15 protein-coding genes are annotated in these 15441 nt (G+C 72.2%); 12 read left to right on the forward strand and 3 right to left on the reverse strand.

Annotated features, from left to right (window positions below):
- Positions 1-14: 14 nt before the first annotated feature.
- Genes AB0L33_RS29425 through AB0L33_RS29435 form a run of 3 tightly spaced genes read left to right on the forward strand, consistent with a single transcriptional unit; the run spans position 15 to position 2457 of the window.
- Positions 15-926, forward strand: coding sequence for a glutamate ABC transporter substrate-binding protein (locus AB0L33_RS29425; RefSeq protein WP_365686263.1), 912 nt, complete (start codon positions 15-17; stop codon positions 924-926).
- Positions 927-943: 17 nt separating this feature from the next.
- Positions 944-1588 carry an amino acid ABC transporter permease gene (locus AB0L33_RS29430; RefSeq protein WP_073965914.1) on the forward strand — a complete coding sequence of 215 codons (645 nt, stop codon included), beginning with the start codon at positions 944-946 and terminating at the stop codon, positions 1586-1588.
- Positions 1585-2457 (forward strand): amino acid ABC transporter permease, encoded by an 873-nt coding sequence (locus AB0L33_RS29435; protein ID WP_365686264.1) that lies wholly within the window; start codon positions 1585-1587, stop codon positions 2455-2457. The genes AB0L33_RS29430 and AB0L33_RS29435 overlap by 4 nt, the downstream gene beginning before the upstream one ends.
- Before the next feature lie 86 nt (positions 2458-2543).
- Here the strand turns inward: AB0L33_RS29435 and AB0L33_RS29440 are convergent, their stop codons facing one another.
- Entirely contained in the window at positions 2544-3752 is a 1209-nt protein-coding gene (locus tag AB0L33_RS29440) for an Ig-like domain-containing protein (RefSeq protein ID WP_365686265.1), read from the reverse strand.
- Between the two features lie 225 nt (positions 3753-3977).
- Between AB0L33_RS29440 and AB0L33_RS29445 the strand changes: the two genes are divergently transcribed.
- From AB0L33_RS29445 to AB0L33_RS29465, 5 genes are read left to right on the forward strand one after another with little or no spacing between them, the layout of a single operon-like run.
- Complete coding sequence (locus AB0L33_RS29445) at positions 3978-5141, forward strand: peptidoglycan bridge formation glycyltransferase FemA/FemB family protein (RefSeq protein ID WP_365686267.1); 1164 nt, start codon at positions 3978-3980, stop codon at positions 5139-5141.
- A complete protein-coding gene (gene murJ, locus AB0L33_RS29450; RefSeq protein ID WP_365686268.1) occupies positions 5138-6832 on the forward strand; it encodes a murein biosynthesis integral membrane protein MurJ in 1695 nt (564 codons plus the stop codon). The genes AB0L33_RS29445 and murJ overlap by 4 nt, the downstream gene beginning before the upstream one ends.
- A gap of 59 nt (positions 6833-6891) precedes the next feature.
- Positions 6892-7587, forward strand: a complete 696-nt coding sequence (locus AB0L33_RS29455; RefSeq protein ID WP_365686270.1) for a response regulator transcription factor — start codon at positions 6892-6894, stop codon at positions 7585-7587.
- On the forward strand, positions 7584-9005 hold the full coding sequence (locus AB0L33_RS29460) for a HAMP domain-containing sensor histidine kinase (protein ID WP_365686272.1): 1422 nt from the start codon (positions 7584-7586) through the stop codon (positions 9003-9005). The genes AB0L33_RS29455 and AB0L33_RS29460 overlap by 4 nt, the downstream gene beginning before the upstream one ends.
- On the forward strand, positions 9002-9529 hold the full coding sequence (locus tag AB0L33_RS29465; protein ID WP_365686274.1) for a hypothetical protein: 528 nt from the start codon (positions 9002-9004) through the stop codon (positions 9527-9529). Before AB0L33_RS29460 ends, AB0L33_RS29465 begins: the two co-directional genes overlap by 4 nt.
- Positions 9530-9544: 15 nt before the next feature.
- Here AB0L33_RS29465 and AB0L33_RS29470 read toward each other — a convergent pair whose 3' ends face one another.
- Entirely contained in the window at positions 9545-10342 is a 798-nt protein-coding gene (locus AB0L33_RS29470; protein ID WP_365686276.1) for an SAM-dependent methyltransferase, read from the reverse strand.
- 232 nt (positions 10343-10574) lie between these two features.
- On the opposite strand from AB0L33_RS29470, the gene AB0L33_RS29475 reads away from it, so the two are divergent.
- Entirely contained in the window at positions 10575-11039 is a 465-nt protein-coding gene (locus AB0L33_RS29475; RefSeq protein ID WP_365686278.1) for a hypothetical protein, read from the forward strand.
- Positions 11039-11809 (forward strand): hypothetical protein, encoded by a 771-nt coding sequence (locus AB0L33_RS29480; protein ID WP_365686279.1) that lies wholly within the window; start codon positions 11039-11041, stop codon positions 11807-11809. Before AB0L33_RS29475 ends, AB0L33_RS29480 begins: the two co-directional genes overlap by 1 nt.
- 7 nt (positions 11810-11816) lie before the next feature.
- Here the strand turns inward: AB0L33_RS29480 and AB0L33_RS29485 are convergent, their stop codons facing one another.
- Positions 11817-12560 (reverse strand): hypothetical protein, encoded by a 744-nt coding sequence (locus tag AB0L33_RS29485; RefSeq protein ID WP_365686280.1) that lies wholly within the window; start codon positions 12558-12560, stop codon positions 11817-11819.
- A 105-nt stretch (positions 12561-12665) separates the two neighbouring features.
- On the opposite strand from AB0L33_RS29485, the gene ggt reads away from it, so the two are divergent.
- Both ggt and AB0L33_RS29495 read left to right on the forward strand, forming a co-directional pair.
- Positions 12666-14471: a gamma-glutamyltransferase gene (gene ggt, locus AB0L33_RS29490; RefSeq protein WP_365686282.1), complete on the forward strand. Its 1806-nt coding sequence runs from the start codon at positions 12666-12668 to the stop codon at positions 14469-14471.
- Between the two features lie 63 nt (positions 14472-14534).
- Positions 14535-15350 (forward strand): glycoside hydrolase family 75 protein, encoded by an 816-nt coding sequence (locus AB0L33_RS29495; protein ID WP_365686283.1) that lies wholly within the window; start codon positions 14535-14537, stop codon positions 15348-15350.
- Positions 15351-15441: the final 91 nt, after the last annotated feature.

Genomic DNA, 15441 nt, shown 5'->3' on the forward strand with positions numbered 1-15441 from the left:
CGGGAGGCCCTGAGTTGCGTACGAGGAAACTGCTGGCCGTCTGTGCCGGCCTGCTGCTCGCCCTCTTCGCCGCCGCCTGCGGCAAGGAGGGCAGCCCCCCGGTCAAGGGCCCCAAGGCCGACCAACTGCCCGTCTACCGAGTCGACAAGGGCTTCCGGCTGCCGGACTCACGGACCTGGCGGAACGCGAAGAAGCGCGGCTACCTCCGGGTGGGCGCCAAGGAGGACCAGCCCTATCTGGGCGAGAAGGACCCGGCCACCGGCGTCTACTCCGGCTTCGACATCGAGATCGCCCGCATGATGTCCGCCTCCCTGGGCTTCGACCCGAAGACGATCCGCTTCAAGACGATCGCCTCCGCCAACCGCGAGACCGCCCTCCAGAACGGGCAGATCGACTACTACGTCGGCACCTACACCATCAACGACATGCGCAAGAAGCTCGTCGGCTTCGCCGGGCCCTACTACATGGCGGGCCAGGGGCTTCTGGTGCGCACCGACGAGGACGACATCCACGGTCCGCAGGACCTGGCCGGCAAGACGGTCTGCTCGGCCGCGGGCTCGACCCCGTACCAGCGGATCGCCGCCGACTACCCGAAGGCGAAGCTCGTCGCCTACGACACGTACTCGATCTGTGTCGACAACCTGCTGACGTTCCAGGTCGACGTCGTCACCACCGACGACGCGATCCTGCTCGGCTTCGCCGCCAAGGCGCCCGACGAGATGAAGGTCGTCGGCAAACCGTTCTCCGAGGAGCCGTACGGCATCGGGGTCCCGCGCGGCGACAACGCACTGCGCTTCGCACTCGACGACGCACTGGAGGCGAACGAGAAGAACGGCAACTGGAAGAAGGCGTTCGAGGCGACCCTCGGCCTGTCGGGCGCGCCCGCGCCCCAGCCGCCGCCCATCGACCGCTACCCGGCCAACTGAGAGGACGGCCCACCCCCATGGACGTACTCACCGACAACTTCTCGCTCTACGGCAAGGGCTTCCTCGGCACCCTCGAACTCACCGTCTACGCCTCGATCCTGGCGCTGGTCCTCGGCTTCGTCATGGCCTCCTTCCGGGTGGCGCCCGTCGGCTCCCTCCGGGTGTTCGGCACCGTGTGGGTGACGGTCCTGCGCAACACCCCGCTCACCCTGCTCTTCTTCGCCGTGCTTCTCGGCCTGCCGCGCTTCGGGCTCGTCCTGCCGTTCAACGTGTTCGCGATCATCGCGCTCGGCTGCTACACCTCCGCCTTCATCTGCGAGGTGCTGCGCTCGGGCATCAACACGGTGCCCACCGGGCAGGGCGAGGCGGCCCGGAGCCTCGGGATGACCTTCGGGCAGAGCCTCGGCTCCATCGTGCTGCCCCAGGCGTTCCGCTCGGTGATCCCGCCGATCGGCTCGACGCTCATCGCACTCGCCAAGAACTCGGCGATCGCCGGGGCGTTCAGCGTCACCGAACTCCTCGGCACCTACAAGACCCTCAACGAGCTGGGATACAGCATCATCTGGACCTTCGTGTGGATCGCCGTGGGGTACCTGATCATCACCCTCGCCATCAGCGCGCTCTTCCACGTCATGGAAAAGCGCTGGGGAGTCGCCCGATGACCGCCCACTCCGCACCCACCGCCAACGCCCTGTACGACATCCCGGGACCGCACACCCGCAAACGGCACCGCCTCTACGGAATCGTGTCGACGGTCCTCATCCTCGCCCTGATCGGCTGGGTGATCTATCTCCTCTTCGACACCGACCAGTTCACCGCCGCCAAGTGGACGCCCTTCGAGTACAAGGGCATCCAGGAACTCCTGCTGCGCGGACTCGGCAACACCCTCAAGGCGTTCGCGTACGCCGCCGTCCTCTCGCTGGCCCTCGGTGCCGTCCTCGCGGTCGGGCGGCTCTCGGAACACCGCCCGGTGCGCTGGGTGGCCACGATCCTCGTCGAGTTCTTCCGCGCCATGCCCGTCCTGGTGATGATCTTCTTCATCTTCGTGGCGCTGAAGGTGCAGCCGCTGCCCGCCCTGGTCGCCGGACTGACGCTCTACAACGGCTCGGTGCTCGCCGAGGTGTTCCGCACCGGCATCAACTCCGTGGAGCGCGGCCAGCGCGAGGCGGCGTACGCACTGGGCATGCGGAAGACGCAGGTCACCACCTTCGTCCTGGCACCGCAGGCGATCCGCGCGATGCTGCCCACCATCATCAGCCAGCTGGTGGTGGCCCTGAAGGACACCTCGCTCGGCTACCTCATCACGTACGAGGAATTCCTCCACGCGGGCAAGCTCATCGCCTCCAATTTGGACTACGATCTGCCTTTCATCCCCGTGGTGATGGTGATCTCACCGATCTACATCGGGATGTGCATGCTGCTCTCCTGGTTCGCCACCTGGGTGGCGAGGCGGCAACGGCGCAATCCGAAGACGGAGGCGGTGGGCGTCGGACCGGCACAGCCCGGCACGCTCATGCCGGGAGGGCGGTAGAAGGACGGGAGCGGGGTCCGCCCGGCAGCAGCCGGTGATCACTTCTCGCACGCGGGAAGAAGGTCAGCTGCGCGCCGGCGGACCGGTCAGCCGAGGGCGCTCCTCGTCTGCCACTCGTCCCAGGAGACGTTCCACGCCCCGTAGCCGTTGCCCTCCGCGACCGTGCCCTTGGTCTCCGCGCCCGTGATCTCGAACGGGTCGCCGACGCGGGCCTGCCGGTAGAGGGCGGCGGCGTCCGCGTCGCTCATCCCGACACATCCCGAACTGTGGTTGGCCCGGCCGAAGTACGCCGCGTTCCACGGCGCGGCGTGGGCGTACATGCCCGACCAGGTCAGCCGCATCGAGTAGTCGACCATCTTGTCGTAGGTGTGCCCCAGGCCCACCGTCTCGGAGCGCATGTTGATCGTGCCCTCCTTCGCCATCAGCACGGCCGTCCCGCGCCACGACCGCTTGTCACCGCCCGGGGTGCCGCCGGACACCGGCACGTCCATGACCGTGCGCCCGTCCCGCTTCAGCGCCAGCCGGTGCCGGTCCAGGTCCACCTTCACCACCTGGCTCGCGCCCACCGTGAACGTCGTCGCGTAGTCCCGTACGAAGAAGCCGCCCCCGGGACCCGAGTCGACGCCGTTCAGCTCGGCGTCGAGCGTGATGCGCGTCCCGGACTTCCAGTACTCCTTCGGGCGCCAGTCGACGCGGTCGCGGCCCGAGTAGTCGCGCAGCCAGCCCCAGGAGCCCTCGGTGTGGTTCGAGGTCGACACCTTGAGCGCCTTCTCGACGGCCGCCTTGTCCTTGACCGGGTTGTCGAACACGATCGACAGCGGCTGGGCGATGCCCACGGTCGTGTTCTTGCCGGGCGCCAGCGTCAGCTTGTTCACCTTGTCCGCCGCCCGCGTCGTGAACGAGGCCGTGTCGCTGCCGCCCGAGGTGTCGTGGGCCTCCACCCGGTACGCGGTGCCGGGCGCCGCCACCCGGTCGGACGTCCAGGTCCGCCCGTCGGCGGATATCCGGCCGGTGAGCGCGCCGCCCTCGCCGGCCGAAACGGTCACCTCGCGCAGCTTTCCGGCCGCCAGGGTCACCGTCACCGGCCGGCCCGCGGCGGCCGCGGAGCCGTGCGGGCTGACCGTGATGGAGGCCGGCGCCGCCGCCTTCGAGGGGGCCGCGTCGCCGTTCTTGTCCGAAGCGGAGGCACCACCGGAACACGCCGTCAGGGTGACGCCGAGCACCGCGCTGCCGGCGATCAGCGCGAGCCGGGCACGGCGCTGCGGTCGCGCGGGAACAAGGAATGCGGGAATCAACGGAAACCTCCAGGGCCGTACTCGGTCATCGGTGAAGAGGAACGCACCGGAGCCTAAGTTCCGTAAATCTGCGGAAAAGCAGGAATTCCCTGTGTGACGGGAAGCGCAGCGCAACGGTCATCGTCCGGTCACATTCGGCGCGCGGACCCGTCACGGACCGCTGTGAGCATCCTGTGCAGCCCCGCAGAGCGGACCGCGGGGGCCACGAGGGGGAGGGCCACCGACATGTCAGCGCTGCTCGCGACCGGAGACCGCAGCAGGGAACGGGACCTACGCATCCACGGCCTCACGGCCGACGAGCACCGCGCCCATCTGGCCACGCGGGCCGACGCGAGCTTCCTGCAGTACCCCTCCTGGGCCGGGGTGAAAGAGGGCTGGTCCTCGGAAAGGCTCGGCTGGCACGACGACGACGGCACCCTGACGGGCAGCGCACTCGTCCTCTACCGGCAATTCCCGGGCACCCGGAAATACTTCGCCTATCTTCCGGAGGGCCCGGCGGCCGACTGGGCGGACCCCGGAATGGACCGCTGGCTGCGCCCCCTGCTCGCGCACCTGCGCGCGGCCGGGGCGTTCGCCGTACGCATCGGGCCCAGCCCCGCCTACCGCCGCTGGACCGGAGCCCGCCTCAAGGCCGCCACCGGTCCGGGGCGCGTCGTCGGCGACGTCCTGGCGAGCGAGGTCGACCCGCTCGGGGCCGCCGTGGCCGACCGGCTGCGGGCGCGCGGCTGGCGGCGCTGCGGCGGGGACGGCGACGACGCGGACGCCCAGCCCCGGTACGTCTTCCGGGTCCCGCTCGCCGGACGCACCACCGAGGACCTGTGGTCCGGACTCAACCAGGAATGGCGCCGCAACGTCCGCCGCGCGCAGAAGGCCGGAGTGCGGATCGTGACCGGGAGCGCGGCCGAACTGCCGGAGTTCCACCGGCTGCTGAGGATCACCGAGGAGCGCGACGGCTTCCGGCTCGGCCGCTCCCTCGGCTACTACCAGCGCCAGTACGCCGCGCTCAACGCCGAGGAGCCCGGCCGGATGAAGCTCTGCCTCGCGGTGCACGACGGGGAGATCCTGGCCGCCCACACCATGATCAGCACCGGGCGCCGGGTCTGGTACCAGACGGGCGCCTCCGCCGACCACCGCCGCGAGGTCCGCCCCAGCAACGCCCTGCAGTGGCAGATGATGTGCGACGCCCTGGCGGGCGGCGCCGAGGTGTACGACATGCGCGGGGTATCCTCCACCCTCGATCCCGGTGACCGGCCCTTCGGGCTGCTGCGCTGGAAGCTGGGCACCGGCGGAGAGGTCGTCGAGACCCTCGGAGAGTGGGAGACATCGGTGGGCGGAGCCGCCAACAACACGCTGTACCGGGCGTTCCAGGCGTACCTGGCACGCCGATGACGGCCGCCGGTGCCGCCCCGGAGGCGGCCGCCCCCGAAGAGGCGAGCGACGCGCGCGGCTCGGGCTCGGTGCTGCGCAGCGGCGCGGTCATGGCCGCCGGGTCCGTCGTTTCGCGGGCCACGGGCTTCATACGCTCGGCGGTCGTCGTCGCCGCGCTCGGCACCGGACTGCGGGCCGACGGTTACGCCGTCGCCAACACCGTGCCCAACATCCTCTACATGCTGCTCATCGGCGGCGCCCTCAACGCGGTCTTCGTCCCGGAACTCGTCCGCGCTGCCAAGGAACACGGCGACGGCGGGGCGGCGTACACCGACCGACTCCTCACCCTGTGCACGGGGGGCCTGCTCGCCCTCACCGCGCTCGCCGTCCTCGGCGCGCCGCTGATCATCCAGGTGTACGCCCCCGCCTACGACGGCGACCAGGCCGAACTCACCATCGCGCTCGCCCGCTACTGCCTGCCGCAGATCCTCTTCTACGGCCTGTTCACGCTCCTCGGCCAAGTCCTCAACGCACGCGACCGGTTCGGCGCGATGATGTGGACGCCGGTCCTCAACAACCTCGTGATCATCGCCGTGTTCGGGCTCTACCTCTGGACGGCCGCAGGCTCCGACGGCACCCTCACCTCCGCGCAGGCGCAGTGGCTGGGCTGGGGCACCACGGCGGGCATCGCCGTGCAGAGCCTCGCCCTGGTGCCCTCGCTGCGCGCCGCGAAGTTCCGCTGGCGGCCCCGGTTCGACTGGCGCGGCAGCGGCCTGACCCGGCCGCTGCGCGCCGCCGGCTGGCTCGTCATGCTCGTCCTCACCAACCAGGTCGCGTACTGGGTGATCACCCGGCTCGCCACCGCCAGCGGCCAGCACGCGGCGGACCAGCACCTCGCGGGCGGCGCCGGATACACCGCGTACAGCTACGCCTACCAGCTCTGGGTCGTCCCGCAGGGGATCGTCACCGTCAGCCTCGTCACCGCGCTGATGCCGCGCATGAGCCGGGCGGCGGCCGCCGGCGACCTCGCCGGGGTGCGGCGCGACCTCTCGTACGCGCTGCGCACCTCCGCCGCCGTGGTGGTCCCGGCCGCCGCGCTGCTGCTGGCGCTCGCGCCCTGGGTGATGGGCTCGGTCTTCGGCTACGGGCGCACCGTCTCGGCGGACATCACGGTGATGGCGGGCATGATGGCCGCCTTCGCCCCCGGGCTCATCGCGTTCTCCGGGCAGTACGTGCTCTCGCGCGGGTTCTACGCGATGAGCGACACCCGCACTCCGTTCCTGCTGAACCTCGTCATCGCGGCCCTCAACGCCGGTCTCTCGGTCGCCGCCTACCTCACGCTGCCCGCGCGCTGGGCGGTGACCGGCATGGCGGGCGCGTACTCCGTGGCGCTGCTCACCGGCTTCGCCGTCACCGCCTACGTGCTGCACCGCAGGCTCTCCCCGCCCGGTGCGCAGCGCCCCTCGCCCGGTCGCTCGCCCGGGATGTGGGCGCACGTGCGGCTGGTGGCCGCCTGCGTGCCGGCCGGGGCGCTGGCGTACGGGGCCGCCCGCGCCGTCGACACGGAGGGCTCGGGCCTCGGGGACTTCGCCGCGCTGGGCGTCGGGACGGTCGTCCTCGCGCTGGTCGTGGCGGTGCTGGCCGGGCCGCTGCGGCTCACCGAGGTCAGCGCCGCGCTGAACGCCGCCCGGGGCCGGCTGCGGCGCGGCTGAACCGGTCCGCACCGCCCGCCTGTCCGCATCCACACCCTGACCGCTGGGATTCCGACGCCATGCCTCGCGTGCTCCTCATAGAAGACGACCCCTCCGTACGCGAAGGGGTCGAGCTGGGCCTGCGCAGACGCGGCCACGAGCTGCGGACCGTCGGCACCGGCGAGGCCGGGCTCGCCGCGCTCGACGAGTTCCGGCCGGACCTGGTCCTCCTCGACCTGATGCTGCCCGGCATGAACGGCGTCCAGGTCTGCCGCCGCATCCGCGAGAACAGCCAGCTCCCCGTGATCATGCTGACCGCGCGCGGCGACGACTTCGACGTGGTCGTCGGACTGGAGGCCGGCGCCGACGACTACATCGTCAAGCCGGCCCGCACCGAGGTCATTGAGGCCCGCATCCGGGCCGTGCTGCGCCGCCTCGCCGTCCCCGCCGGGCGCGGCGGCATCGAGTCGCACGGCGAACTGGCCGTCGACCGCGCGGGCCTCGCCGTCGCCAAGGCCGGCGAACGGCTGCTCCTCGCCCCCTCCGAACTGAAGCTGCTGCTCCACCTCTCCGCCTCGCCGGAACAGGTCTTCAGCCGCCAGCAGCTCCTGGAGCACGTGTGGGAGCACAGCTACCACGGCGACGCCCGCCTGGTCGACGCCTGCGTCCGCCGCCTCCGCCAGAAGATCGAGGACGTCCCGGGCAGTCCTCGCTACATCCAGACCGTCCGAGGCTTCGGCTACCGCTTCGGCCCGCTGGGGGGCGCCTTCACGTGAGACTGTTCGCCGCCCGCCTCGGCCTCCGCACGCGGCTGATCGCGGCGTTCCTGTTCGTCGCGGCCGTCAGCGCCGGCACCACCGCCGCGCTCACCTACCGCGAGGCCCGCTCCGCGATCCTCCAGCAGGCGCAGGACTCCGCCGTCGACCAGTTCCGCGACCGGGTCGGCGGCCAGGCCGTCAGCCTCCCCATCGACCGCGAGCAACTGCGCCGGGTCTGCCTGGGGCTCGCCCGCGCGGGCGGCGGGCGCGGCTGGACCGTGTTCGCCGAGTACGGGAAGCTGCGGGCCTCCTCGTCGGACCGGCCTTCCTCCGGGGTGATCACCGCCGACCTGCGCAACGCCACCCGCGACAACACCCACGGCTCCTTCCAGCGCGTCGTCAAGGACGGCAGGCCCTGGCTGACCGTGGGCATGCCCGCCCTCTTCGACCGGGGCGACGGCGGACAGCCCACCGGCCTCGTCCTCTACGCCGTGATGCCGCTGTCCACCGAGGAGGCCAATGTGGCCGCCATGGTCACCGCCGCCCGCGACGGCGCCCTGCCCGCCCTGCTCGTCGCCCTGGTGCCCGCCCTGCTCGCCGCCCGCAGCGTCCTGCGCCCCGTCCGTGACCTGCGCCGGGCCGCGGCGGGCATCGGCAGGGGCGAGCTCGACACCCGGATCGCGGTGCGCGGCTCCGACGAACTCGCCGACCTGGCCTGGACGTTCAACGAGTCGTCGACCAAGCTCCAGGAGTCCGTGGAGGAATTGCGCAGGGCCGAGGAGCGGGCCAGGCGCTTCGCCTCCGACGTCTCCCACGAACTGCGCACCCCGCTCGCCGGCATGCTCGCCGTGACCGAGGTCCTGGACGAGGACGCCGGTGAACTGCGCCCCGACACCGCCGCCGCCGTCCGGCTGATCAGCGCGGAGACCGGCAAACTGGCCACCCTGGTCGAGGACCTGATGGAGATATCCCGCTTCGACGCCCGCGCGGCCGAACTGCACCTCGACGAGGTCGACGTCGCCGAGACCGTACGCAAGACGCTCCAGGGCCGCCGCTGGGAGGACCGGGTCACCACCGAACTCCCGGACGGCGTGCGGGCGGTGCTCGATCCCCGCCGCTTCGACGTCGTCGTCGCCAACCTGGTCGGCAACGCCCTGCGGCACGGCGCGGAGCCCGTCACCGTACGGGTACGCGGGGGCGACCGGCTCGTCGTGGAGGTGGCGGACAGCGGGCCGGGCATCGACGCAGCGGTGCTCCCGCACATCTTCGACCGGTTCTACAAGGCCGACGCGGCCCGGACCCGGTCGGCGGGCAGCGGCCTCGGCCTCGCCATCGCCCAGGAGAACGTACGGCTGCACGGGGGGACGGTCGGCGCGGCGAACCGGCCCGGCGGCGGAGCGGTGTTCACCGTGGAGCTGCCGAGGGGGGAGCGGTGAGGGGCGGGCGCGTGCTCGGCGCGCTGCTGCCCGTGCTGCTCGCCACCGGGTGCGGCATCCGTGCCACGGACGTCGTGGAGGCGGGTGAACCGGCGACCGTGGAGGTGGCCCCGGCCGACCAGCTCGGCACCCTGCTGTACTTCGTGTCCTCGTCCTCCGCCTCCCGGCTGATGCCGGTCGTCCGCCGGACCCGCTCCGCGGAGTCCGGCGACGGCGGGGCCGTGGGGGAGGCCGGGTCCACCGGGGCGCCCGATGCCGTCTCCCTCCTCTTCCTGGGGCCCACCCGGGCGGAGCACGACGCCGGTCTCCGCTCGGAGCTGCCCACCGGCCGGACGCGCGTGGCCGTCGAGCTGAGCGCGGACGGGGTGCGCGTCACCGTGGACATCCCGGTCACCGGGCTCTCCCAGGCGGCCCGCCAGCAGCTGATCTGCACGGCGGCCCGGGCCCGTACGGCGGACCGGAGCGAGGCGGTCACGGTGACCGGCACGGACGGCGTCATCGGCCCGGCCCACTGCTCGGTCTGAGCGCGCCGCGGCCGTTCAGCCGGCCTTGCGGGCGACCGCCCCGTAGATGCCGATCGGGGCCGGCCGCGCCGGGACGGGGGCGTCCGGCCGCCAGGACGGGACGGGGACGAGGCCGGGCGCGAGGAGCTCGAGGCCGTCGAGGAACTTCTCGATCTCGCTGTGGGAGCGCGGGGTGAGCGGCGTGGTCGCGTGGGCGTAGACGGCCTGTGCCGCTCTGCAGTCCGCGAAGTCGTCGGTGACGTGCGAGAGCACCAGGCAGCTGCCTGCCGGGAGCGCGTCCCGCAGGGTGGCGACGATCTGCTGGGGCCCTTGCGCGTCGGTCAGGAAGTGCAGCACCGCGGTGAGGACGAGGGCGACCGGCCGGTCGAAGTCGATGACCTCGCGGACCTGAGGGTGCTCCACGACGGCCCGCGGGTCGCGGAGGTCGGCGAGCGCGACGCCGACCTGGTCGGAGCTGCGCAGCAGGGCGTCCGCGTGGGCGGTGACGATCGGGTCGTTGTCGACGTACGCGACGCGCACGTCGGGCGCCGCTGCGAGGGCGACCTCGTGCACGTTGGGGGAGTGCGGCAGCCCGGTGCCGATGTCGAGGACCTGCCGCAGGCCCGCGCCGACGACGTGGCGGACGGCGCGTTCCAGGAAGGCGCGGTTGGCCCGGACACCGGCCCGCTCCTGGGCCGCGGCGGCCACGAGCTCGTCGCCGGCCCGCTGGTCCACCCGGTAGTTGTCCTTGCCGCCGAGCAAGTAGTCGTAGATCCTTGCGGAATGAGGCCGACCGGTGTCGATCACCGGGGCGGGTAAGCCGTGCTGCCTCAAGTGGCACTCCTCTCGACGGCCGCTGCGGTCGGATTCCAGGGTCTGCCGATGCCGCGATCCTGCCTTTGCGCCCGACGGCATGTCAACTAAAGTACACAAGAGCAAGATCCATGATGGCGAGAGAGACCACCACGTGAGCGCGAGCTGTGACGAGGGAGAGCCCCGAGGGGGCGCTGCCGCCGAAGGGCCGCACCCGAGACCGCACTCCCTCGCGCACAAGCTGAAGTCGCTGATGGCGCACCGGAAGGACGCGCGGGGCAGGGCCTACGTCTCCCGCACCCTGTCGCAGGCCGTCGACGACCTGCCCGACCCGCCCGCGACGACCTCGTTCGCGCTCATCGCGAAACTCGCCGGCGGGCAGCAGGACAACCCGACGATCAAGACCGTGCTCGCCCTGTGCCAGGCGCTCGGCGACGTGCCGCCCGCCTACCTGTTGCCGCACCCCGGCTACGACGACCTCGCGGCACTCGAAGCCTTCGAGAACCCGCTCGCCCGTCGCGTGCTCGTCCTGCTGGGCGATCTCCCGGAGAGCGAGGTCCGCAAGGTGATCGAGCAGCTGGAACACCGGCGCGGCACCCTCGGCCTGCCCGCCGTACCGGACTGCGGAACGGACGCGGAGAAACCGAAGCGGGCCCGACGACGACGGACCGAAACCGAAGCCGCCCAGTACGCGGCCGATGCACTGGAAGGTCTCTGATGGACGGCATGATATTCGGCGCCTGCACCGTCGCGGGGGTGCTCGTCACCGCGCTCTGCGCCCGCAGGGCGCTTCACCGCCCGCGCGTGTTCACCTGGTTAATCGCCCTCGCGTTCGGCGTGTGCACCGTGGGCGTCTTCTTCGCGGTCCCCGCGGTCGCCAGGGCGGCGGAGGACGTCACCGGCCTGGACAACGCCGGGAAACTGGTGGCGCACATCTGCGCCATCCTCTGGTGCGCGGCACTCCAGATGACGATGGTCGACCTGGCCTACCGCCCGGAGTACCTGCGCGCCGCCCTGTACCAGCGCGTCTGCCTCGCGGTCGTCGTGCTGGCCGTCATGGTCCCGCTCTTCCTCGCCACGAACGGCCAGGACGTCGAGTTCACCACGGCGTACGCCGACCACGAGTCCGTGACCGCCTACTTGCTGGTCTACCTCTTCTACGTCCTGATCACCTGCGGCGAACTCGCCTTCATGTGCGGCCGCACCGCCCTCCGGTGCCGGACCACCCGCCCCTGGACCGGCACCGGCTTCGCCCTGTGCGCGCTCGCGGCCGTCCTGGGCGTCGGCTACACGATGTCGAAGGGGTCGTACCTCGTCTGCCACGCACTCGGCAGCCCCTGGTCCCTGGAGGTCGAGGAGGCGGTGAGCCCGGCACTGAGCGGGCTCGCCGTCCTCTTCCTCTTCGCCGGTCTGACCATGCCGATGCTCGGCGGGATGCGACAACGGCTGCGCGGCGGCGAGCGGGCCGCGGAAGGTCTCGGGCAGTAGCGGACGCTCAGGTCCCCGCGCGGTGCGAGGTGCGCGGCGCGGGCACCGGGGCCTGGGCCGCGCGGGTGACGTCGGCGACCAGCTCGACCACATCGGGGCCGTACGCCTGGGAGTTGACCACCTTCAGCAGCAGGCAGAAGGTGTTGTTGCCGTGCTTGCGGAAGAGACGTTCGTGGTTGCGGGCCAGGTAGCGGGTGGCGGCCTGGTTGGTGATGGCCTGCTGACCGCAGAAGAGGAAGACGGGTCTGGCCTCCTGACCGGGCGTCAGCCGCGCCAGCAGCACGTACTCGCTGACGCCCTTCTCGACCCGGTAGCGCTCCGAGCCGATCTGGAAGGCACCCCGGTCGGGCCCGGGCTCCGGTTCGGTGTTGATCCGCACTCCGGGGAGCAGGGAGTGCAGGTGGGCGGCCATCCGGCGGTTCGACACCGGCCCGCCGACGCAGAACTCGGTGCGCTCGCCGACGCCCTGCTGCGCGATGTCGTGGGACAGGATCTGGGCGTGCGCCTCGCAGTCCTTGATCAGCGCGGACAGTTCCAGCAGGGCGAAGACGTCGTGGCGGTGGACCGAGCCGTCGCCGCCCGCGTCGCGGTTGACGACGAGCAGACACTCGGAGTTCCCCGGCAGCCCGAAGAACGTCTGCTTGCGGCGGAGCTTGCGGCGCCACAGATAGGTGCGAGCGAGCCAGCCGAGGGCGGCGCTGATGCCGGCGGCTATCACGCCCAGCACGATGTTGCGTACGTCGTCAGTCATGGGCGGGCATGTTAGCGGGCAATCGGCCTCAAGTTCGAGGCGGTCCTGACGGGGCGGCCGGAGCGGCGTTACCCTGCGCGGACGATCCTTCACCGGAGGTTGCGCATGCGACGTTCCATCAGGCGAAATGTGTCGTTGGCGGCGATTCTGGCCGCCGTCGTGTCGGTCGGGGCCGCCGCCCCCTCCTCGTCCGCCCACCCCGCGCCACCCCCCAAGTCACCCGTCGCGGCGGGATACGGGGGAGCGGTCTCCAGCGTCGACGCGGACGCCACGGCCGCCGGTATCGAGGTGCTGCGCAACGGCGGCAACGCGGTCGACGCCGCCGTGGCCACGGCCGCCGCGCTCGGCGTCACCGAGCCGTACTCGGCGGGGCTCGGCGGCGGAGGCTACTTCGTCTACTACGACGCCCGCAGCCACACCGTCCGCACCATCGACGGCCGCGAGACCGCACCGCGCAGCGCCGACGCCTCCCTCTTCCTGGAGAACGGCAAACCGCTCGACTTCGCGGACGCCGTGACCAGCGGGCTCGGCGTCGGCACCCCGGGCACGCCCGCCACCTGGGACGCCGCCCTGAACAGCTGGGGCAGCAAGTCGCTCCGTCAGGTCCTGAAGCCCGCCGCGCGGATCGCCCGCGACGGCTTCGTCGTGGACGAAACGTTCCGCTCGCAGACGGCCGGCAACGAGGAGCGGTTCCGGGACTTCCCCGCCACCCGCGAGCTGTTCCTGCCCGGCGGCAAGCTCCCCGAGGTCGGCTCGGTCCTCCGGAACCCGGACCTGGCGCGCACCTACGACGAGATCGGCCGCCGGGGCGTGGACGAGCTCTACCGGGGGGAGATCGCCGAGGACGTCGTACGGACCGTGCGCAACCCGCCCGTCGACCCGGCGTCCGACCGGGTGGTCCGCCCCGGCGACCTGACCGCGAAGGACCTGAGCTCCTACCGCGCGCTGCGCCGGGAGCCGACGAAGGTGAACTACCGGGGGCTCGACGTGTACGGCATGGCGCCGTCCTCGTCCGGCGGCACGACGGTGGGCGAGGCCCTCAACATCCTGGAGTCCACGGACCTCTCGCGGATGAGCGAGGCCCAGTACCTGCACCGCTACATCGAGGCCAGCCGCATCGCGTTCGCCGACCGGGGCCGCTGGGTCGGCGACCCCGCGTTCGAGGACGTGCCGACCGAGGGGCTGCTCAGCCAACGGTTCGCGGACGCGCGGGAATGCCTGATCAAGGACGACGTGGTCCTCACCAGCCCGCTCGCCCCGGGCGACCCGCGCCACCCCGGCGCCTGCCGGTCCACGGGGAAGGCCGCGCCGACCACGTACGAGGGTGAGAACACGACGCACCTGACGACCGCCGACAAGTGGGGCAACGTCGTCGCGTACACGCTGACCATCGAGCAGACCGGCGGCAGCGGGATCACCGTGCCGGGGCGCGGCTTCCTGCTCAACAACGAGCTGACCGACTTCTCCTTCGCACCGGCCGACCCCGCCGTCCACGACCCGAACCTGCCCGGCCCCGGCAAGCGCCCGCGCTCCTCGATCTCGCCGACCATCGTGCTCCGGCACGGCGAGCCGGTCCTCGCCCTCGGCTCGCCCGGCGGCGCGACCATCATCACGACCGTGCTCCAGACGCTGACCGGCAAGCTGGACCGAGGGCTCCCGCTGCTCGACGCCATCGCCGCGCCCCGGGCGAGCCAGCGCAACGCACCGGCCACCGAACTGGAACCGGCGCTCTGGAACAGCCCGTTGCGGGCGAAGCTGGAATCCCTCGGCCACGTCTTCAAGCTCAACCCGGAGATCGGCTCGGCGACCGGCGTACAGCGGCTGCCCGACGGGCGGTGGCTCGCCGCGGCCGAGAAGGAGCGGCGCGGCGGCGGCTCGGCGATGGTGGTGAGGCCGAGCGGGCGGCCCTGACGGCCGCGGACCGACAGGGGGGCGCAAGGACATCTCCTCGCCAGAAGGGCGCCCCCAGTGCGTATGCGAACGCTTGCCCTCGTCACGGCCTCCGGTGCCGCGCTGCTGACCGCGGGCACACCGGCCCCCGCCACCCTCGCGGTGGCGGGGGACCCGGGCCCGGCCGCCCCCGCCCCTGCGCCCCGGCCCGTCCTGCCGACCGTGCCGTTCGCCCAGGTGGCGAAGGCGCACCAGGCGCCCGCCCGGGCGCAGCGCTCCAGACCCGCGCCCGCCCCGGCCCGCGACCGGGAGCCCGCCGGGGTCGGCGCGGCAGACCTGCTGGGCAGGGTGTCGGCCTGCGAGCAGGTGTCGAACGGCAAGTACCGCACGGACGAGGCGGCTTCGGCGGCCGTTCCGGTGTGCGGCACGGACGACGCGGTGTTCTGGAAGGCCGACCTGGACGTCGACTGCGACGGCCGGACGACCGCCGCCTGCAACCCCGCCACCGACCCCGCCTTCCACGGCGACACCGCCTTCCACGCCTCGGACGGCCGCCCGCTGAACGCGGAGAAGCTGCCGTACGTGGTGGTGCCCGCGCCCTCCGGCGTCTGGGACCACGCGAAGGCCGGCATCGGGGGAGGCGGGGTCGTCGCCGTCGTCCACGGCGAGAAGGTGGAGTACGCGGTCGTCGGCGACGTCGGCCCGGAACGCATCATCGGCGAGGCCTCGTACGCCGCGGCGAAGTCGCTCGGCATCGACCCGGACCCGGGCAGCGGCGGCGCGCCCTCCGGGGTGACGTACATCCTGTTCAAGGACTCCCGGGTGTCCCCGATCGAGGACCACGAGGCCGCCGTGCGTACGGGGCGGGCCCTGGCGGAGGAGTTCGTGCGCGGGGACTAGGGCGTGTTTCGAAAGTAGCGCCGTCCGCCCGTAGGGCGGGTCCGGCGGCGTCTGGTGCGTGCGATCGCAAGGCGGAGGGTCGCCCCGATAC

Origin of the sequence: Streptomyces sp. NPDC052299, from assembly GCF_040679335.1 — a bacterium.
Classification (GTDB): Bacteria; Actinomycetota; Actinomycetes; order Streptomycetales; family Streptomycetaceae; genus Streptomyces.